We start from the raw sequence: 19,001 nt of genomic DNA on the forward strand, positions 1-19,001 counted from the left end.
GTGCTGGGTGGTGAGGGCGGGCTTCGCGGGACCCGCCCTCACGAAGAGGCGTCAGCTCAGGGCGACCTCGACGCCGCCGGAGAACAGCGAGTCGTGCAGCTCGAGCTTGGTGAGCTTGACCTTCTTCGGAATGTCGAAGACGAGGACGCCGGTGACCTGGTTACCGGGGTTGATCTCGTTGAACAGGGTCTGCTGGTCCTTGTTGGCGTAGATCGCGGCCTCCGAGTCGGTGGAGTACTCGGTGCCGTCCGCGGCGTACGCCTTCTGGCTGCTGTCGATGAGCGTCTGCGGCTCCTTGCCGATGTTCTTGACGTTGACCGTGATCAGGCAGAACTGGCCCTGGGCCTTGTCGCCGAGCAGGTCGGTCCCGACCTTGGCGACGCCGCACTTGGCCGACTTCACCGTGAACTCGAACTTCCCGTCCCGGGCGGCCTGGCCGACCTTCGCGGTCTTGGCGGGCTTGTCCTCGCCCTCGGCAGCAGTGTCGCCGCCGGCGGAGCTGGCGGGCTCGTCGGTGGTGCCGGCGCCGCAGCCGAGCGCGATGAGAGCGGTGGCGAGCAGGGCGAAGGTCGTGGTCTTGCGCATGGGGAGCTCCGTTTCAGAGGGAATGCCGCGGATTCCAATCGGTAGCGGCTCGTTGATGCCGATGAATCACAGCAGCGGTCGTCGACGGAACGCCAGCAGATAGCCGTCTAGACCCTGATAACCGGGGTTACCAGACAGCCGACTACCCAAGATGCAGTGCGCCATCTACTGTCGACCCATTGCAGAGGCGCTCGAACGCGACGAGGAGGTGACCGTGGCCGCTATTGATCTCATCTCTCTGCCAGAGATCGCCGAGCTGGCCGGGGTGCGACGCCCCGTGGTCACCACCTGGCGTCGCCGCTACCCGGAATTCCCCGCTCCGTCCCAGACAGACCGGGGTCGGCCACTGTTCAAGGCGCGCGAAGTCGTCGACTGGCTGGTCGACACCGGTCGCGCCGAGCGTCGCCTAATCGAACCGGACCTCCGACTTCACGTGCTCTCGTGTCTGGCGCTCCAGACGCGGGCATCGTCAAGCAGCGGCCGGCGTCGGGCCCTCACCCCACAGGAATTGGTCAGCGCCACGACCGCGCTGATCTGCCTGCACCACCTCAACGACGAGCCCCTACGTCCCGACGGCCACACCGACCGGCACGTCATCGACGCACTTCGCGAACGCGCCACCGAGGTCGACTGGGACGACGAGTTGCTCAGGTCGGAAATCGAGGCACTGCCGTCGGACGCGGCCTGGCTGGCCGAGGTGGTGGACGAGTTGGTCGAGGCAGCGTGGGGGACCGCCCAGGCGTACGAGCGGGTGCTCGCCGCCCGGCACCGGTTCGGCGTTCCGCAGCTGTACGAGGACGCGGTCGTCCCGCAGCTGGGGGGTCTGATGGTCGAGCTCTCCGGCGCTCGGGAGCACGCGGACCTGCACGGCCTCGTCCAGATCGCCGATCCGCACGCCGGCGCCGGTGACCTGCTGATGGCAGCCCGGCATGCACTCGGGGAACACGAGCCGGTCATGTTCGCCGCCGAGGCGGACCGGCTGCTGGCCCGCCTCGCCCGCCGCCGGCTGGTGGTACATGGCGTTCCGCGAGGCAGTTGGCAGCTCGACGTCGCCGCCGGCCGGCCGTCGGGCTCGCCCGCCGCCGACGTGTTGCTCATGCGGCTGCCCTACCAGCCGGCCGAGGCGCGCACCGATGTCGACCCTTTCGCCGAGCTCGTCGAGCTGACCAGGGCGCTCGCCCCGGGGCAGACCGCGGTGGTGTTCGGTCCCGCCGAGCTGCTCGTCGGCGCGTTGCCGCCCTACAAGCCGGCGGCTCGCTCCCGCAACGAACTGCTGGCGACCGGCAGGGTCGAGGCGGTCGTCCAGCTCCCCGGCGGAATTATGCCCTTCCGACCCGGCTACCAGAGCGCGCTGTGGGTGCTGAGGCATGAGGAGGCGCCCGAGTGGCAGGGGCGGGTCCTGCTGGCGGACGTCTCCGACCGGCCGCTCACCGATCGCGTGGTCGAGGACCTGGTCATCGACGTCGCCACCTGGCGGCGCGAGGGCCACCAGCCTGATCAGCACCTTCGGGCGTACGCCAGTCAGGTGCGGATCGCGGACCTGACGGTGCCCCGACGCCCGCTGACCGCGCGCCGGCCCGCAACGCTGCGTGAGCTGGCGCGTGACGGGCGGGTGACGGTCGCGGAGCTGGCCGACACGGAGGTCGAGCTCAACCGGCTGGCCGAGCCGCGCCCCCAGCTGCGCACCCACCTCGCTGCGCGGGACGAGATCCACCGGGCGCCGACGAAATCGATCGCCGCGCTCGTCCGGGACGGCCACGTCGTCCTGATCAAGGGCAGCCGGATCGCCGCCGACCATGTCAGCAGTGACGGCCACAATCCCGTGATCGGGCCGCCAGAGTTGACCGCCGGCGCCCCCATCGGCGCACGCCGGATCGACCGGGCCGTCTTCGCGGAGCGGTACCCCCGTGCCCGGCTGACCGAGCCGGGCGACGTAGTGGTGACCATGACGCCCCGGATGCGGGCATACCACGATGAGCAGGGCTTCTCGGTTGTCGACTATCCGACGCGGGTCCTGCGCATCCTGCCGGACGGGCGCGACCGGCTTACCCCCCGGGTGCTGGAGGCGCTGGTCAACGCCGTACCCAAGCAGCGGCCGACCGGTGCGGTGCGTGCCGCGACCCGACTTGCTGACCTGCAACTTCCGCTGCTGCCTCCCGCCGACGTGGCGCGGCTCGACGCGCTGCTGGCGGCCATGGAGGAGCGCCGTAACCTTGCCCGCCGTGAGCTCGACCTGCTCGACGGCCTCGGCCAGCGTGCTGTGGCCGGGCTCACCGACGGCACCTTAACCATTACGGATGGCCCGCCGCTGGCTGGACCCCCCCCGCCGTGACCAGCAAGACTGACTGCACCGCACGAACGGATACGAGGAGCACCATGCCCCCCAGGAAGAGGGCGGCCGGGCAGAACGCGCTGCCCGGCATGCCGACCATGGCCGACCTTCGCGACACCCTCTGGAAGGCTGCCGACAAGCTCCGCGGCTCGATGGACGCCGCGCAGTACAAGGACTTCGTCCTGGGCCTGGTCTTTCTCAAGTACGTCTCCGACTCGTTCGAGGAGCGGCGCGAGCAGATCAAGCAGGAGGTGCTCGACCAGGGCATCCCGGAGAGCCGGCTGGACGCGTTCCTTGACGACGTCGACGAGTACACGGGCCACGGCGTCTTCTGGGTGCCGGCGGAGGGCCGCTGGGGGCACCTGGCGGAGCGGGCCAAGGGCGGCGAGATAGGGCTGCTGCTCGACAACGCCATGGACGCCATCATGAAGTCGAACCCGGCGCTGCTCGGCGTGCTGCCCAAGATCTTCAACCGGGACAACGTCGACCAGCGCCGGCTGAGTGAGCTGGTCGACCTGATCAGCGACGCCCGGTTCACCGGCCACGGGGACCGGCCGGCGCGCGACGTGCTCGGTGAGGTGTACGAGTACTTCCTGGAGAAGTTCGCCCGCGCCGAGGGCAAGCGCGCCGGCGAGTTCTACACCCCGCGCAGTGTGGTCAAGCTGCTGGTGGAGATGCTGGAGCCGTACTCGGGCCGGGTCTACGACCCCTGCTGTGGGTCGGGCGGCATGTTCGTCCAGGCGGAGAAGTTCGTGCTAAGCCACCGTGGCCGGCGCGACGACATCGCCGTCTACGGTCAGGAGTCCAACGAGCGAACCTGGCGGCTGGCGAAGATGAACCTCGCCATTCACGGTATTTCCGGCAACCTCGGCCCGAGGTGGGAAGACACCTTCCACGCCGACAAGCACCCCGACTTGCGCGCGGACTTCGTCCTTGCCAACCCGCCGTTCAACGATTCAGACTGGGCCCGAAGCGTCGACGACCCTCGCTGGCGCTACGGCGTCCCACCGGCCGGTAACGCCAACTTCGCCTGGTTGCAGCACATCGTCTCGAAGCTGGGCGAGCGCGGCACTGCGGGAGTGGTGCTCGCAAACGGCTCTATGACGTCAAAGCAGTCGGGCGAAGGTGAGATCCGCGCGGCGATGGTCGAGGCCGACCTCGTTTCCTGCATGGTGGCGCTCCCGCCGCAACTCTTCCGCAGTACTCCGATCTCGGTCTGCCTGTGGTTCTTCGACAAGGACAAGGGCCGGCAGGGGGCGAAGAAGCTCGCCGACCGGCGCGGCGAGGTGCTGTTCATCGACGCCCGGAACATGGGCAAGTTGGTGGACCGTACCGAGCGCGTCCTGACCGACGAGGACATCACGAAGATGGCCGGGGCCTACCACGCGTGGCGCGGCACGGCGTCAGCCCGTGTCGAAAATCGGAAGCACGAGGACGAGGCCGGCTTTTGTTACTCGGCAAGTCTAGAGGAGATCCGCGAGCACGATCACGTGCTCACCCCGGGCCGTTACGTGGGTGCCTCCGAGGTCGACACCTCCGGCGACGAGCCACTCACAGACAAGATCGAGCGCCTCACGAAGGAGTTGTACGCCCACCTCGACGAGTCGACTCGCATGGAGCGGCATATTCGACGACTGTTGGAGCGCCTCGATGCATGAACGACACACCATCCGCCTGGGTGACGCCATTGACATCAAACACGGTCATGCATTCAAGGGAGAGTTCTTTTCGGATGCCGGGCCCGGCCCCATCCTCGTTACTCCTGGCAACTTCGCCATTGGAGGCGGGTTTCAAAGGGGCAAGGATAAGTACTACACGGGCCTCGTGCCGGATGGGTACACGCTGAACCCGGGCGACCTCGTTGTCACCATGACCGATCTTAGCAAGGCTGGTGACACCCTCGGGTATCCTGCGCTCGTTCCGGGAGACGCTCATTACTTACACAACCAGCGAATTGGCCTCGTGAGGGTTGTGCGGCGGGACTTGCTTGACACGTGCTACCTCTCCTATGCCCTCCGCACTCGGCCATATAGGGACTACATCCTTGCCGGAGCCACAGGTAGCACCGTACGCCACACGAGCCCGTCGCGGATCTATGAATATCGAATCGCGGTGCCCTCGGTAAGCGAGCAGCGGGCAATAGCTAGCGTCTTGAAGGCGTTCGACGACAAGATCGCGGTGAACGAGCTGATCGCGCTCAAGGCAGATGAACTAATCCGAGCCCGCTATCTAGATCTTTGCATCTCCACAGGGAAGTCAATTCCACTGAGTGAGCTGGGCGACCAGCGGCGCGAAACCGTGCCAGTTGATAACTTTGGACCAGATGAAAACTACATTGGCCTTGAGCACATGCCGAGGCGTCGGATGTGGCTAAGTGGATGGACCGACGCCTCCGGCGTAGCCAGTGCCAAAGGCCGGTTCGAGAAGGGTGATGTGCTGTTCGGCAAGCTTAGGCCTTATTTTCATAAGGTGGGCCTGGCTTTCGTTGGCGGTATCGCTTCGACGGATATCATCGTGATTCGGCCGCGCACTGAAGAGGCGCGAGGTTGGCTGCTGGCCGCAGCATCGAGTGACGAGGTAGTTGGCCATGCGTCAGCCATTGCCGACGGCACGAGAATGCCGAGAGCCAAATGGCAAGACATCGCAAAATGCAACGTTCCTTGGCCGGGGCAAGCCGCAGCATCTGAGTTCAACGAGGTTGTCGAGATGCTTGCAAAGCGGGTGCGGGCGGCTGTGTTCGAAAATCAGGCACTATATGAGCTGCGGGATACGCTGCTGCCGGCATTGATGTCCGGGAGAGTTCGGGTCCGGGATGCCGGGAAGGTTGCGGAGGACGCGACGTGAGCGGACAACCTCTGCCTGGTTTGAGGGACATGACCGAGGCTCAGTGGGAGGCTCTTGCGCTTGAGGCGTTGGCGGAGCTTGGCTGGGAATACGTCCCCGGATCGTCCATCGCACCCGGAACCGGCCAGCGGGATTCGTGGGCAGAGCTGATCCTGCCAGGGCGGCTGCGCGACGCGGTCGCTCGGTTCAACCCGCAGCTTCCACGCGCACAGGTTGATGAGGCTGTCGCTCAGGTGCTCACTGCCCGGTCGCGGGACGCCCTCGCCGAGAACTGGCGGTTGCATGAGCTGATGGTCAAGGGCATCCGGTCGGTGGTCTACACCGACCAACATGGTGCCGAGCACAACCCGACCATCCGGCTGACCGATTTCCGGGACGAGGCGGCCAACGACTACCTGGTCGCCAGCCAGGTGATGGTGACCGAGGGCGACCACAAGCGACGGTTCGACATCGTCTGCTACCTGAACGGGTTGCCGGTCGGGCTGATGGAGTTAAAAAAGGCCGGCGACGCGTACGCCGATCTGCGGGGTGCCCACCGGCAGGTCGGCACCTACGTGGAGGAGCTGCCGCTCGCCTTTCGAGCCAACGTCGTCTGCGTCATGTCGGACGGAATCACGGCTCGCTACGGCACCGCCTTCACCCCGTTCGAGCACTTCGCGCCGTGGAACGTCGATGACGCCGGCGAGCCGGTGCCGCAGCCGCCGAAGGACGACGAGGACCTGGCGCTGAACCTGGCCCTATACGGGCTGTTCACGCCGCGCCGGTTCCTGGAGTTGCTGCACGGGTACGTCGCCTTCGCCGAGGTGCGAGCCGGGGCGATCAAGCGGATCGCCAAGCCGCATCAGTACTTCGCGGTGGAGAAGGCCGTTCGCAAGACCGTCGAGGCGACCCGCAGCGACGGCAAGGCCGGCGTCGTCTGGCACACCCAGGGCTCCGGCAAGTCGATGGAGATGGAGTTCTACGCACACCAGATCGCCACCCATCCGAGCATGGGTAACCCGACGATCGTGGTCATCACCGACCGTACCGATCTGGACGAGCAGCTCCTGGAGGCGTTCGCCGCGAGTGAGCTGTTGCCGGAGCGGCCGGTGCAGGCGGTCACCCGGGAGAGCCTGCGCAACGAGCTGACCAACCGGCGCACCGGCGGGATCATCTTCACGACGTTGCAGAAGTTCGGGCGTACCCGGGATGAGCGGGACGCGGGCCGCAAGCATCCGCTGCTGTCGGACCGGCGCAACATCATCGTGATCGTCGACGAGGCGCACCGTAGTCACTACGACAGCCTCGACGGCTACGCGCGGCACCTGCGCGACGCTCTGCCGCACGCGACGTTGATCGCCTTCACCGGCACGCCGATCTCCGAGGCGGATCGTGACACCCGGGCCGTGTTCGGCGACTACATCGACATCTACGACCTGACTCGGGCCGTCGATGACGGTGCGACGGTCCGCGTCTACCACGAGAGCCGGCTCATCCCGGTGGACCTGCCGGCCGACATCGACCCGGAGACCATCGACGAGCGGGCCGACACGCTGACCGCCGGGTTGGACGACGCCGAGAAGGCCCGCATCCAACGCACCGTCGCGGTGATGAATGCAATCTACGGCGCCCCCCACCGGGTCGAGGCGCTCGCCGCCGATCTGGTCGAGCACTGGCAGGCTCGATCCGAGCAGATGCGCAAGTACATCGGCGGGCCGGGCAAGGGCATGATCGTGTGCGCGACTCGTGACATCTGCGCGAGGCTCTACGACGAGATGATCGCGCGGCTGCCTGAGGGCTGGCACTCCGACGCCGACGACCTTGGCAAGATCAAGGTCGTCTACACCGGCGGCCCGGACGACGAGCCGCACATCCGCAAGCACGTCCGGCGGCCCTCGCAGACCAAGGTCATCCGCAACCGGGCGAAGAACCCCGATGACGAGCTGGAACTCATCATTGTCCAGTCCATGCTGCTCACCGGGTTCGACTCCCCGCCGCTGCACACGCTCTATCTCGACAAGCCGATGCGCGGCGCGGCGTTGATGCAGGCGCTCGCGCGGGTCAACCGGACCTTCCGCGGCAAGCAGGACGGCCTGCTGGTCGGCTACGCCCCCATCACCCAGAGCCTGCACGAGGCGCTCGCCGAATACACCAAGAGCGACCAGGACAACAAGCCGGTCGGCCGGGACACCGGCGAGGCAATCGCCCGCGTCCGGGACCTGCACGACGTCCTCTGCGGCACGATCCTGGTTGGGTACGACTGGCGGGGCGTGCTGAGCTCCGGTGCCAAGAACGCCTTCACGGCCGCCGTCCTCGGCACCATCGACCACCTGCGCGATCCGAGCCTGCCCGAGAACCAGCCCGAGCCGGGTGAACCGACCCTCGCCGAACGCTTCCGGCAAGCCGCCGGCAAGCTCGACCGGCTCTACGCGCTCTGCGCCAGCAGCGGCGACATCAACGACCTCCGGGACGACATCGCGTTCTTCCAGGCCGTACGGGTCTGGATGGCCAAGTACGACGTGGAGGACCGCCGCTCCCGGGGGATGCCCATTCCCGCTGAAGTGGCGCTCTACCTCCGGGAACTCACCGCCGGCGTCATCGAGGCCGGTGGGGTGACCGACATCTACGGAGCCGCCGGCATCGACCGGCCCGACCTGTCCCACTTGGACGAGGCGTACCTGGAGAAGCTGCGCGCCTCCAAGACGCCGAACCTGGCCATTGAGGCGCTGCGCCGGGCCATCGAGCAGACCATGCGGAAGGCCACCCGGCACAACATCGTGCGCCAGGAAGCCTTCTCCGCGCGTCTGGTCGAGCTGATGCGCCGCTACACCAACCAGAACCTGACTTCCGCAGAGATCATCGCCGAGCTGGTCGCCATGGCGAAGGAGGTGAGCGCGGAAGCCGACCGCGGGCAGCTGTTCAGCCCGGCGCTCACTGACGACGAACTGGCCTTCTACGACGCGGTCGCCGCGAACGAGTCGGCCGTGGCCGAGATGGGGGAGGGGCAGCTGGCCGGCATCGCCCGCGACCTGGTGGCTTCCGTCCGCCGGTCCATCACCGTCGACTGGACCTCTCGTGACGACGTGCGCGCCAAGCTCCGCTCCACCATCAAGCGCCTGCTCGCCGTGCACGGCTACCCGCCGGACGCGGCCGAGGACGCCATCCGCCGGGTCCTTCAGCAGACCGAAACTTTCGCCGAGGAGTGGTCGCCGGATGCCAACAGCTGAGACCGTGCCACAATCCATCGACACCGCCCCGAGATCCGGCCTTCCATATCGGACTGCCTTCGAACTGCAGGTCGACTTCAACGAGGCGATCGCCAGGGTGAAGGAGCAGCTGCGTTCTTGGCTGCGTTCTAAGCGGTATGACGTTGGGCGCTTCGACGCTGGTGTACCTACTCTCGCTGATGGCGTGGTTCTCTTGCACGCCGCGACGCACGACGCGTGCGGGTGGCAGCTACGCGAGACTCGAACGGATAACCTTGCTTGGGTCAGCACGGTTGCGGTGGTGCGAAGCAAGTCACTGCGGAGAAGCTGGTTCTCGATCAATATCGAGCCTGCCGCACCACCGGACGTCGCCGTCCCATCCCCCCGAGCACCGCGGCTGGTTAAGCTACTGCTGGACGTGGTCGATGCGATCGACGGAGAGGCAACCCTCCGCAGCCGACCCACCGCCGTAACTGCTGGCGACGTCGACGATCTGCTCGACATCGTCTGCATGGAGGGACGCCGACTTCCCGTCGTCGTCGGAGCCGCTCCCGCCGACACCCCATTTGAGGACTGGCGGCGGGCTATGGAACGTCTTACGGGCGAACTGGCCGGCCTGGCCAGCCTATACATCCTTGATCCAGCTGCCGTCCAGGCCTTCAACGCGGGGATCGGCGAGACACACTGGATAGGACCAGGTAGCGTCCGTACCTACCTCCCGGGCGTCGATCCAGCCCTCGTCGAGGACAGCCTCAGACACCGGGTATTGAGCAGGCGTCGAATCGAAGCTGAACCGCAACGCGCCGCTCGAGTCCTGTCGGCGTTACCTCGCCAACTGGCGGCCAACTCGCTACCGCCGCTGGCGGTCAAGGGGCTGGGGCTGTCTCTCCGCGACTTCACGCGAGGCGCCGCAGCACCTGGGAGAACTGGGGCGGATGATGGCAGGCTTACTGCTCTCGTCGAGCAGGTGGAGATCCTCAACGCACTGCTAGAGACCGCCGACGACGCCGACAAGCGGTCCAGAGCATTGATCAGCCAGCAACAGGACGATTTGCTCGACTTGACGGCGGACCTCGAATTCACCCGCAACGAGCTTGAGGCACGAGACGCCACCATCCGCACCCTGCGTCAACGGCTGGCGGCTTTAGGCCGGCACGCGGAAGCTTACGCGCCTGCCGAGCTGCCTGACCCCTTGCCCACGTCTTTCGCAGAACTCTTCGATCGGCTTGACAGTATGTCGCCGTATGTGAGCTTCACGGGGGATCACGGATCCGCACTCGACCTCGACGAACATCCCGCGCACTCAAACTGGGCCCAGCTAGCGTGGCAAGCCATGTTGGCGCTCGCCGACTACGCCCAAGGCCAAGCAAGACGGCTGGTCTGGCGGTGACTTTAAGCGTTGGTGCGAATCGCCAGCCGAAGGCGGGCGCGTGATCTCGATGGGCAAGGTGGCGAGGGACGAGTCTCAGACGGTGCGCACGAACCGAAGGATGGCGGCCGAGCGAACCCTGCCTGTTCCCCGACAGGTCGATCGCCGTGGAGTCGTCTTCATGGGCGCTCACATCCGGCTTGGGACAACAGCGACGGTATCGCCGCGTCTGTACTTCCATGACGCCACGTCGATCGACGGCGAAGTTTACGTCGGCTACATCGGCCGCCACCTAACCAACACCCTGACGTCGTAGCTGTGCCGCCGTCACTGGCAACGGAAGGGATGTTCGAAATATGAATGACGGGTGGTCGAATGGTCCGACGAGGGACACCCAAGCAGAACCCGCGGGTGAAGCCCTCGTCGAATGGGCGGCTGTGCCGTAAGCGGTTCGAACGAGGCTGGTGGCTGCGGGGACCGTCAGTTCGCTCGCTGCGGCCGTCTGGCTGAGACGAAGGCTATCCAAGCCTCGGGCCGAAACGTCAGAACCTCGCCCTTCGGGTCCTTCGAATCGCGTACGGCGACGATGCCGGGGAGGTTGGTGGCGACCTCGACGCAGGCACCGCCGTTGTCGCCGCTGCGAGTGCTCTTGCGCCAGATGGCGCCGGTCAGGTCAGTCATGTCGCATCTCCCCGATGATCCTCTTGATCATATCCTTCGATTCTGCCTCGCCGAGGGACAGCCGATCCAGGCCCCTCCAGACGCGTTCGTACGCGGCCAACTCGTCTGGCTTGTCGAGATACAGCGCTCCGGTGAGCGACTCGCTGTAGACGATCGACGGTTCGGGCGCCGCTCGGCCCCCTTTTGTAGGCGGAAAGTCAAGAATCATGAAGGTGCCGGCGACGGCGCCGGGCTGGGGGCCGGCTGCCAGCGGCAGCACCCTGACGGAGACGTTCGGTAGGTCCGACAGCTTGACGAGGTGGTCGAGCTGGGCGGCCATCACTGCCGGGCCGCCGACGGTGCGCCGGAGTACCGCCTCCAAGAGCACGGAGTTCAACCGGGGTGCGGCAGGAAGCCGCCGGATGAGTAGCCCCTGCCGCTGAAGGCGAACCTGCACGGCCTGCTCCCGCTCCTCGTCGCTCAGGGTTCCGCCAAGGCGGTAGAGCGCGTGGGCGTACTCCTTGGTCTGGAGGATCCCGGGGATCAGCGACTCGTCGTAGCCCCGTAGGTGGGTGGCGGCGGATTCCAGGCCGACGTACAGCTCGAACCAACTCGGCACCGCGTCCCCGTACGCGTGCCACCACCCCTTCGACTTCGTCTCCGCCGCCAAGCCGCGCATCGCCTCGGTCATCTCCGGCGACACCCCGTACAGCTCGCACATCGCCTTGACGTCGAGCACCCGGACCGAGCCCATGCCGCACTCCAGGCGCCAGATCTTCTGCCGGCTGTACTCCAGGGCCTCGGCAGCGGCGTCGAGCGTCACGCCCGCCTCGTTGCGGAACTGTCGCAGCAACCGGCCGAGCTGCCGGCGCGGCACCGTCGATCCGAGGTCCTCAGCCATCCGCACACTCCCTGATTCCGTGGCGCAACACTGCGTGACTTGCTCCTGCAACCTCTACGGGTTTCAGCAAAGAAAGTCAATGCACATGCGGGAAATCGTGGTTTGAAACGTTGCGCATCCACAGCGGACTGTCACAGGATGACCACAGCGCGGCGGTCGGGTCTTGCCCCGAACCGGCCGCCGCGCTCCCGGCCACACCCCTCGCTGAGCAGCCCTGAGGCCGTACCGCTGATCGAAGCTGCGGTGTCCGGGCGGGGTGGGTCCGCCCGTGCGGGGAGGGCGGGTGGACCCACCCATCCACGACCAGGAAGGCACGTAGAGATGAGCGTCCGCAACCAGAGGCCGTTCCCGGCGAGTGGTGGAGCGACGTACCGCTCCCGCGCGTACCCCAGTCTGTTGCCGTGGCAGGTGCGTGAGCGCCGCTTCCCGCCCGCCCGGCTTGGACGTCGCGGCCTCAACCCCGACGAGGTGTACGCGTTCCTTGACCGGGTCGCGGTCGACATGGCCGCCGTCTACGACGCGCTCGCGCAGAGCCGGCGCGAGACCGTCGTCGTCAAGGACGCGTTGCGCCGCTGGCAGTCCGAGCAGGCCGAGGGTGGTCGCCGGTGAGCGGACGGTACGTGATCCACCTGCCCGTGGTCGCCGCCGACCTGCCGGCCGCGCAACGCCTGGCTCGGGTCGTCGGCCGCTGGATCACCGTGCTGCCGATGATGGATCCGGGCGAGATGACCGTGTCCGAGGAGGACGAGCAGTTCCTACGCCACCGCGTCTTCTGTGACCTGCGCCTGCCGGGTGGGCGGCGCTGCATTCTTCGCGACGGTCACGAGGGCGAGTGCGCCCGCCGCCTGCGCCGTTGAGCGGCCGGTCGAACCTGTCGCACGTGCCGAACTCGTACCGGACCTCGTCGGAAACGGCTTCCACTCGGTGTGCGACCACCAGCATGCCCGCAGTCCGGCCTCAGCTCTGACCAGGCCGGCCCGGCCGGTCCGGGAAACCTGCCGCGTAGGTGGCATCCACCAACTCCTGAAGGTGACGGATGACGTCCGCCTTCTGGCCGGTGTCGGGTAGTTGCTGCTCTCCGGTCGCAACCAGGCCATCCCGCCAGTGACCGACGATCTCCTGCTGAACGGGACTCGGCATTTCCCCGATCCACAATGAACCGAGGTTGTTGTCGACGATCTCCTGGAGGTGCTGCGCAGCCTGCTTGTCGGACACCCGGGAGATCAGGAATTCAAGTGTCCAGTCGAACAGGCCGCCTGTTGCGGTCCAATCGACCCCGGGCTTCAGAACGATGATGCCGGCCATCACTTCCCCACGACGAATACCCGCGGGCCAAGGCTGCGCTCCGCGATGAACTGTTCAATCCTTGCGGTCTGCTCCGCCGAGAACTTGGAGACGTCGACCGGCACTCGGTCGGCCTTGTCCAGGTGGCGCTCGATCTGATATTGGAGCTGGGGCCACTGCCGGTCGAAGAACTGGCCCGGGAAGTTGCCGACCGCATCATATGTGCGTCCCGCACCGTCCACCCAGTCGGCGGAGGAGTCCGCGGGAGCGCGCGTCAGCGTGACGCCGAGTTCCTGCTCCACCCTCAGCGCCGTCTCGGCCTCGCTGGGGCGGAACCTGCCAACCGCAGGGTCCATGCCGAGTTGCCGAACGCGTTCCTCCTCGACTCTCGGCGGAGGCGCTGGTCCGTGCGGTGGCCCGGGGTCTGAGGGGCTCCGGCTCGGATGCGACGGACCTGACAGGAGTCGCCCGAGCGCCTGCGTGAGCTTGTCGATCAGATCGCCGAGGCGCCGGATCAATGGCATCAGTCGGCGCAGGCTGTTGAGCAGCGCGCGAAGCAGCTTCGCGATACGGGCGGCCCAGGACGCCACCAGTGTCGTGACCTGCTCCACGACCAAGGGTGCGGCAAGCCCGCCGGTGATGAGCAGTTCGCCCGCGTACACGATGAGGCGGGACACGCAGGTGGCGATGGCGTCTCGGACGAGCAGCCGGACGGCGGCGACCAGGCCGGCGGTGCCTTCGGTGATCGCGGCCATGGCGTCGGCGCCCATGGCGAGGCCGGTGACGGCCTGCTGTTGCTCAGCGGCCCAGCTCCGGTAGGCGGGTCCGGCGGTGCCGCCCCAGCCGGCGACGTCCGTGCGGACGGCGGCGGCGAGTTGGGCGGCTTCGTCGCGCAGGCTTGCGGCGACGTTGCGCCAGGTCTGTGCGTGGGCGGTGATCTGGGCCGGATCGCCGGCGAGCCAGTCCAGAGCTTCGCTGAGCGGCTTGACGTGCTCGATCAACCAGGCAATGCCGTACTGGAGGAGGGCGCCGACCGGGTCGGAGACGAAGGCGAGGGCATCGAGTCCGGCGCTGACCACGCCGAGGCTGCCGTCGATCCAACTGCCGGTGTGTACGCCCTGGGCGATGAGTTCGATGTCCTCGAGGATCCAGATGCCGGCCCAGGCGCTCGGCGGGGTGTCGGTGACGGGGGCGACCAGCGGGTTGGCGGTCACCGGCCGTCCCGTGCTCGAAGAAGTAGTTGTTCGGCGTGGACGTCGGATGTTCGGTAGTTGGCCGCGCTCGTCCGTAGTCGGCCGGCCGTGTCGCGGACCGAGCCGACGCCGGTACCGATGCCCTCGACGAGTGTCCGCTGGAGGCCGTCGAGCAGCAGCGGCATGATCGCGCACAACTGCCCGTACGCGTCGGTGCCGAGCCGGACGTGCTGACCTGCCTGCCGGGCGGTGTCGAGGTCGTCGGCACTGCGGTCGAGTCGGGTCGCATGGCGGATCAGGTCGGCGGGGTCGACCTGGATGCCGTCACCGGCCGGCATCCGATGGTCCCTGGTCAGGGTCCAGTCGGGGCCGGTACGAGGCGATGAGCGCCGCCGCCGTCGGATCGCCGGCACCGAGGGCCCGCGTGGTGATCTCGGTGACCTGCCGCAGCAGGTCGTGACGGGCGGCCAGGGTGGTCTGCAGGATCTGCCGCGCGGTGAGTTCCGCGGAGTGCTGCCGGGTGCGTTCGTCGAGCCGCAGATCGGTCAGCAGGCCGGCCGAGTCGATGGTGACCTCGACCATCCGATCCGGGCTGCGGGCGTTGCCGGTCAGCACCTGGATCTGCGCGGACAACGCCCGTGCCTGGCTCGCCCGTTCGGCGATGGAGGACTCCCAGTCGTCGATCCGACGCTCCGTCGCGTCGAGCGCGGCCTCGTCTGCCCACATGCGTGACCCTCCGGCACACCGACGTAGCCGGCCGTCGATGTCGCCGTCACGTTATCAATCGGTGGCGCTGCCTGCTGTCCCGGCAATCTGCCGGGGGAGTCACCGGGCTGCGGCGTAGCAGCGCTCGCGCTCCTGCTCCCACAGCACATCGTCGGCGAGGTCCTTGTATTCCTCACGCATCCGGCGGGCCAACCCGTAGAAACCCTCGTGTGGGCGCCGGGTGTCCTTGCCGACGACGAGCGCGCTCCAGATGGGCTCGCTGCGCTCGGCTGCCCGGACCGAGACCTTTTCCAACTGGGGGCCCAGGTAGTAAGGAAGCACTCCGACTCGCCTGCCGAGCGGACCGTACTCGATGAGCCCCTGGGCGACGGCTACTCCGTAGAGAATGTCGGCGATGCGATCGACGCGGTCCATCTGGAAGGTCTCCGGCATGGCTGCAGAGGCTACGGGTACTGGCGGCCATCCTCAATGGTGAGTCAGGGCTGTCCACAGCAGCGCGGCTGCTCGTGCTGCCGGCAGACCGACACGGGGGAGGCCACCGTCTCGGCCGAGGACGACCAGAAGGTACGCCCAACCGGTGGCTCAACTGACCGTTGTGCCGAGGCAGCAGTAATCATCGGGCCGCTAACGTGCGCGGCACGGGAGGTGGTCGGGATGGCCGGTCGGCGTTGGTACGCGTGGTTCGAAGAGGAGCACCTTGTCGTCCGACGTCGGCGGTTGCTGCCCTGGCTGAAGGCGGACGTCAGGTCGATACCGCTGGCCACGGTCCTCGACATCGGGTCGCTCACCGCAGCCGACCACGCGAAGCGGCGCGCGCAACTCACCGTTCAGGACCCGTCGGCACCGCACCTGACCGAGGTCATCCCGGTCAGGTTCACGCCTCAACAGTGGGAGCATGCCGGCTGGTTCGTGCGGGAGCGGCACGCGGCACCGACCGAGCCCCCGCAACCCGGCGAGGACGCCTCGTCGGGAGGGGCTGCCTCGCCTCGCCCGACTGTCGACGTCCCGCCACAGTCGCGGCGACGGGCGCAGCCGCCGGCCGCACTGAAAGCCCATCTCGCGGCCAGGCCGGCGGCGACGCCCACCACCGCCGGCCCGACCGTGGAAGCCTCGTCGACGCCGTCGCCCAGCGCGACTGGCGCGTCGACGACCCCGGTGATGCGGGCCGACGATGGTAAGAGGCCGGTGTGGTTGTGGCGCCAGAATGGGATGATCCACGCTTCGCTCGTTCCGGTGGGTAACGCGTCGCAGCACCGGCTGAGCCCCGCCGATTGCGCCCATCTCCTGCTCGTTGACCCGTCCAGGGCGATGCCGGCGATCCGTGCGTTGACCGGTGTCGCCGACAGCCAGCAGGCGCTGGCCCGCTTGCGGAGCTGGCGAGGGTCGGACCCGGTCGTCGTCAACCTGAGTGCCTCCGACCTCGCCGGGCGGCGGGTCACCGAGGCCCTGCAGAAGCCGGGCCGGAGCAACGTGGACGGCACCGTCCGGACCGTATCCGGCGGCCTTCCGAGTCTGAACAAGCGCCGCCGGTGAGCACGAGCCAGGGAGACGCCGGCTCGCGCCCGGCTGGCGACCTCCGCCAGTGCTCGGCCGCGAGGCCGGCGTCTCCGTCGTTCCTCAGGCGGCCAGCGAGCCCAGGCTGAAGCCGTCGAGCAGGTTGATGAGGTCGTCGTCGCGGGTCACCTCGTAGCCACGCTCCCGCAGCTCCGCGACCAGGTCACCCTCGCGGTCGAGCGGAATCTCGAGGTACTCACCGTTGTGCACCGTGTACACGACTTTGCCGTACTGGTCCTGCAGGTCCTCCGGCAGCACGTCGAACGCCCGCGTCGTGACCATCGGGGGCCAGTACCCCTCCACGACTGCACCCACCTCGGTGATCTTGAACGGCTTGTCGACGGCGTAGGCGTCGTCGTCCGGCTCGTAGCAGTCGGGGCCGGCGGGGTTGTCCAGGTGCGTCATCTGGACCTGCCGGGCCTGGCCCCACGTACGCGCGGAGGCGAGCGCCCTGATCTCCGCGCCCTCCTCGGTCGCGGTGTCGGCATCGGCGAAGGCGAGGCAGTCGTGATGGGTGGTGTGGCCGTAGACCAGGCGCCGAGTGGTCGGGTGGTGCGTCGTCATGGCGCACATCCTGCCTCAGGCGTACGACAACCAAGATCGGCATACGTCCGGGGGCGGATCCACCGGTGCCGGTCCCTTGCCCCCGGAGCCCGCCGTAGTTTAGCTTCACCCTTACTGCAATCTATGCAGATATCCTTCAGCGCACCTTCCGGCATGGAGGGCACATGAAAAGACGAGTGCTAGCCGCCCTGACCGCCACCGTCCTCGCGCTAAGCATGGCCACCCCCGCGAACGCCGGCCTGGAAACGGAACAACCCACCCAGCAGTGGCGCAGCTACTGGGTCGACGCGTTCAACGAGGGCATCTACACCCCCGCACAGGTCACCCGGCTCGTGCAGGACGCCAAGAAAATCAACGCCAACGCACTGATCGTCCAGATCGCCCGGCGCTATGACTGCTTCTGCAACCGGGCGCTCTACCCGCGTACCGACGCGGGGATCGCACCACGGCCCTACGACCCGCTCGACGAGATGATCGCGCAGGGGCACGCGGCGGGCATGGAGGTGCATGCCTGGGTCAACGTCAACACGATGTGGAACTCGGCCACACCACACTCCTCACCCGAGCATGTCTTCAACAAGCACGGCCGGTCGGCCACCGGGGCTGACCGCTGGCTCAACAAGCGCTACGACGGCCTCGAACTCATGGGCGCCAACGCCTATATGGACCCTGCCAACCCGGGCGCGGTCAACTACATCGTCTCGGCGATCCAGAGCATCGTGCGTGAGTACGACGTCGACGGCGTCAACCTCGACTACGTGCGCTACCCCGACTTCAACTCCACCACCACGCACAGCGACTGGGGCTACAGCGAGACCTCGCTGGCCCGCTTCCGCGCCGCCACCGGCCGCACCGACACACCGCTACCCTCCGACCCGCAGTTCTCGGACTGGCGGCGTACCCAGATGACCAACCTGGTCCGCAAGATCTACCTCGGCATGTGGGAGGTGGACCCGCAGGCGCGCCTGTCGATGGACGGCATCACCTACAGCTACGGGCCGCAGACCATGGGCGGCTGGGAGAAGACCCGGCCCTACGCCGAGGTGTTGCAGGACTGGAAGGGCTGGATGGCCGAGGGGATCATGGACACCGTCGTCGCCATGAACTACAAGCGCAACTGGATGCCCGACCAGAAGCAGATGTACGACGAGTGGACCGAGGTGCTCGCCGACTGGCAGGGCGACCGACAGGCGGTGATCGGGCCGGCCCTGTACCTCAACGACATCCCCGACAGCCTCGAGCAGGTGCGCCGGGCGCTCGCCCCCACCGCGGCGGGCAACACCGCCGCCGGCTGGAGCGGCTACTCGTACGCCAACCCGACCCGCGCCGGGGTGGGTCAGCCGTTGTCCTTCCGTAACGCGGAGCGGGACCGGTTGGCCGAGGCGCTGACCACCGGGCCGGACGCCCCGTTCGCCAATGAGGTGGCGGTGCCGGTGATGCCGTGGAAGGCGAGCCCCACCGAGGGGCACGTGTCCGGCCGCGTCGCGCTGCGCACCGGCGCGCCGCTGGATCAGGCGACCGTCACCCTGCGGCCGCTGACCACCGACGGTGAGCCGATCACCCGGCCTACCGACGGCGACGGCTGGTTCGGCTTCGTGCACCTGCGTCCCGGGACCTATCTGGTACAGGTCGACCTGCCCGACCGCGTCGTCGGCCAGCCGGTCGCGGTAGCTGAGGTCCGCGCCGGCGCGATCTCCACGGTGGACCTGACCCATCTCGTCCAGTTGTAGACCGCTGGTTCCCGTCCATCCGGAGGTCGGATGGGCGGGAACCGACCTCAGCACCGTGCGCAGGGCCGGACCGC

General features: G+C 67.6%; 19 protein-coding genes. 10 read left to right on the plus strand and 9 right to left on the minus strand.

Translation table 11 applies throughout. The features are described from left to right. Nucleotides 1–51: 51 nt before the first annotated feature. Nucleotides 52–585, minus strand: coding sequence for a DUF4352 domain-containing protein (locus ACIBR0_RS13815; RefSeq protein WP_396715428.1), 534 nt, complete (start codon nt 583–585; stop codon nt 52–54). Nucleotides 586–799: 214 nt separating this feature from the next. On the opposite strand from ACIBR0_RS13815, the gene ACIBR0_RS13820 reads away from it, so the two are divergent. Genes ACIBR0_RS13820 through ACIBR0_RS13845 form a run of 6 tightly spaced genes read left to right on the plus strand, consistent with a single transcriptional unit; the run spans nt 800 to nt 10,631 of the window. Continuing rightward, nucleotides 800–2,917 (plus strand): hypothetical protein, encoded by a 2,118-nt coding sequence (locus ACIBR0_RS13820; RefSeq protein ID WP_396715430.1) that lies wholly within the window; start codon nt 800–802, stop codon nt 2,915–2,917. 44 nt (nt 2,918–2,961) lie between these two features. After that, entirely contained in the window at nt 2,962–4,575 is a 1,614-nt protein-coding gene (locus ACIBR0_RS13825) for a type I restriction-modification system subunit M (RefSeq protein WP_396715432.1), read from the plus strand. Next, complete coding sequence (locus ACIBR0_RS13830; protein ID WP_396715434.1) at nt 4,568–5,761, plus strand: restriction endonuclease subunit S; 1,194 nt, start codon at nt 4,568–4,570, stop codon at nt 5,759–5,761. The genes ACIBR0_RS13825 and ACIBR0_RS13830 overlap by 8 nt, the downstream gene beginning before the upstream one ends. Before the next feature lie 29 nt (nt 5,762–5,790). Then, nucleotides 5,791–8,967, plus strand: a complete 3,177-nt coding sequence (locus ACIBR0_RS13835; RefSeq protein ID WP_396715436.1) for a type I restriction endonuclease subunit R — start codon at nt 5,791–5,793, stop codon at nt 8,965–8,967. Continuing rightward, complete coding sequence (locus ACIBR0_RS13840) at nt 8,954–10,336, plus strand: hypothetical protein (RefSeq protein ID WP_396715438.1); 1,383 nt, start codon at nt 8,954–8,956, stop codon at nt 10,334–10,336. Before ACIBR0_RS13835 ends, ACIBR0_RS13840 begins: the two co-directional genes overlap by 14 nt. A gap of 40 nt (nt 10,337–10,376) precedes the next feature. Continuing rightward, on the plus strand, nt 10,377–10,631 hold the full coding sequence (locus tag ACIBR0_RS13845; RefSeq protein ID WP_396715440.1) for a hypothetical protein: 255 nt from the start codon (nt 10,377–10,379) through the stop codon (nt 10,629–10,631). Between the two features lie 164 nt (nt 10,632–10,795). Here the strand turns inward: ACIBR0_RS13845 and ACIBR0_RS13850 are convergent, their stop codons facing one another. Both ACIBR0_RS13850 and ACIBR0_RS13855 read right to left on the minus strand, forming a co-directional pair. Further along, nucleotides 10,796–10,996: a DUF397 domain-containing protein gene (locus ACIBR0_RS13850; RefSeq protein WP_396715441.1), complete on the minus strand. Its 201-nt coding sequence runs from the start codon at nt 10,994–10,996 to the stop codon at nt 10,796–10,798. Further along, nucleotides 10,989–11,876 (minus strand): helix-turn-helix domain-containing protein, encoded by an 888-nt coding sequence (locus tag ACIBR0_RS13855; RefSeq protein WP_396715443.1) that lies wholly within the window; start codon nt 11,874–11,876, stop codon nt 10,989–10,991. The genes ACIBR0_RS13850 and ACIBR0_RS13855 overlap by 8 nt, the downstream gene beginning before the upstream one ends. 321 nt (nt 11,877–12,197) lie before the next feature. On the opposite strand from ACIBR0_RS13855, the gene ACIBR0_RS13860 reads away from it, so the two are divergent. After that, the gene (locus ACIBR0_RS13860; protein WP_396715445.1) at nt 12,198–12,485 is read left to right on the plus strand and encodes a DivIVA domain-containing protein; all 288 of its coding nucleotides are present in this window, start codon (nt 12,198–12,200) and stop codon (nt 12,483–12,485) included. After that, nucleotides 12,482–12,733, plus strand: coding sequence for a hypothetical protein (locus ACIBR0_RS13865; RefSeq protein WP_396715447.1), 252 nt, complete (start codon nt 12,482–12,484; stop codon nt 12,731–12,733). Before ACIBR0_RS13860 ends, ACIBR0_RS13865 begins: the two co-directional genes overlap by 4 nt. 100 nt (nt 12,734–12,833) lie before the next feature. On the opposite strand, the gene ACIBR0_RS13870 is transcribed toward ACIBR0_RS13865, so the two are convergent. From ACIBR0_RS13870 to ACIBR0_RS13890, 5 genes are all read right to left on the minus strand, one after another. Further along, nucleotides 12,834–13,181 carry a hypothetical protein gene (locus ACIBR0_RS13870; RefSeq protein WP_396715449.1) on the minus strand — a complete coding sequence of 116 codons (348 nt, stop codon included), beginning with the start codon at nt 13,179–13,181 and terminating at the stop codon, nt 12,834–12,836. Next, nucleotides 13,181–14,374 carry a WXG100 family type VII secretion target gene (locus ACIBR0_RS13875; RefSeq protein WP_396715451.1) on the minus strand — a complete coding sequence of 398 codons (1,194 nt, stop codon included), beginning with the start codon at nt 14,372–14,374 and terminating at the stop codon, nt 13,181–13,183. Before ACIBR0_RS13875 ends, ACIBR0_RS13870 begins: the two co-directional genes overlap by 1 nt. Next, nucleotides 14,371–14,691 (minus strand): type VII secretion target, encoded by a 321-nt coding sequence (locus ACIBR0_RS13880; RefSeq protein WP_396715453.1) that lies wholly within the window; start codon nt 14,689–14,691, stop codon nt 14,371–14,373. Before ACIBR0_RS13880 ends, ACIBR0_RS13875 begins: the two co-directional genes overlap by 4 nt. Beyond that, on the minus strand, nt 14,678–15,079 hold the full coding sequence (locus ACIBR0_RS13885) for a YbaB/EbfC family DNA-binding protein (RefSeq protein ID WP_396715455.1): 402 nt from the start codon (nt 15,077–15,079) through the stop codon (nt 14,678–14,680). Before ACIBR0_RS13885 ends, ACIBR0_RS13880 begins: the two co-directional genes overlap by 14 nt. A gap of 99 nt (nt 15,080–15,178) precedes the next feature. After that, nucleotides 15,179–15,511: a hypothetical protein gene (locus ACIBR0_RS13890; protein ID WP_396715457.1), complete on the minus strand. Its 333-nt coding sequence runs from the start codon at nt 15,509–15,511 to the stop codon at nt 15,179–15,181. 213 nt (nt 15,512–15,724) lie between these two features. Between ACIBR0_RS13890 and ACIBR0_RS13895 the strand changes: the two genes are divergently transcribed. Further along, nucleotides 15,725–16,612 carry a hypothetical protein gene (locus tag ACIBR0_RS13895; protein ID WP_396715459.1) on the plus strand — a complete coding sequence of 296 codons (888 nt, stop codon included), beginning with the start codon at nt 15,725–15,727 and terminating at the stop codon, nt 16,610–16,612. 84 nt (nt 16,613–16,696) lie between these two features. Here ACIBR0_RS13895 and ACIBR0_RS13900 read toward each other — a convergent pair whose 3' ends face one another. After that, the gene (locus tag ACIBR0_RS13900) at nt 16,697–17,197 is read right to left on the minus strand and encodes a hypothetical protein (protein ID WP_396715461.1); all 501 of its coding nucleotides are present in this window, start codon (nt 17,195–17,197) and stop codon (nt 16,697–16,699) included. A 164-nt stretch (nt 17,198–17,361) separates the two neighbouring features. On the opposite strand from ACIBR0_RS13900, the gene ACIBR0_RS13905 reads away from it, so the two are divergent. Next, complete coding sequence (locus ACIBR0_RS13905) at nt 17,362–18,927, plus strand: family 10 glycosylhydrolase (RefSeq protein WP_396715463.1); 1,566 nt, start codon at nt 17,362–17,364, stop codon at nt 18,925–18,927. The last annotated feature ends 74 nt before the right edge of the window (nt 18,928–19,001 follow it).

Source organism: Micromonospora sp. NPDC049497, assembly GCF_044465805.1.
Classification (GTDB): Bacteria; Actinomycetota; Actinomycetes; order Mycobacteriales; family Micromonosporaceae; genus Micromonospora.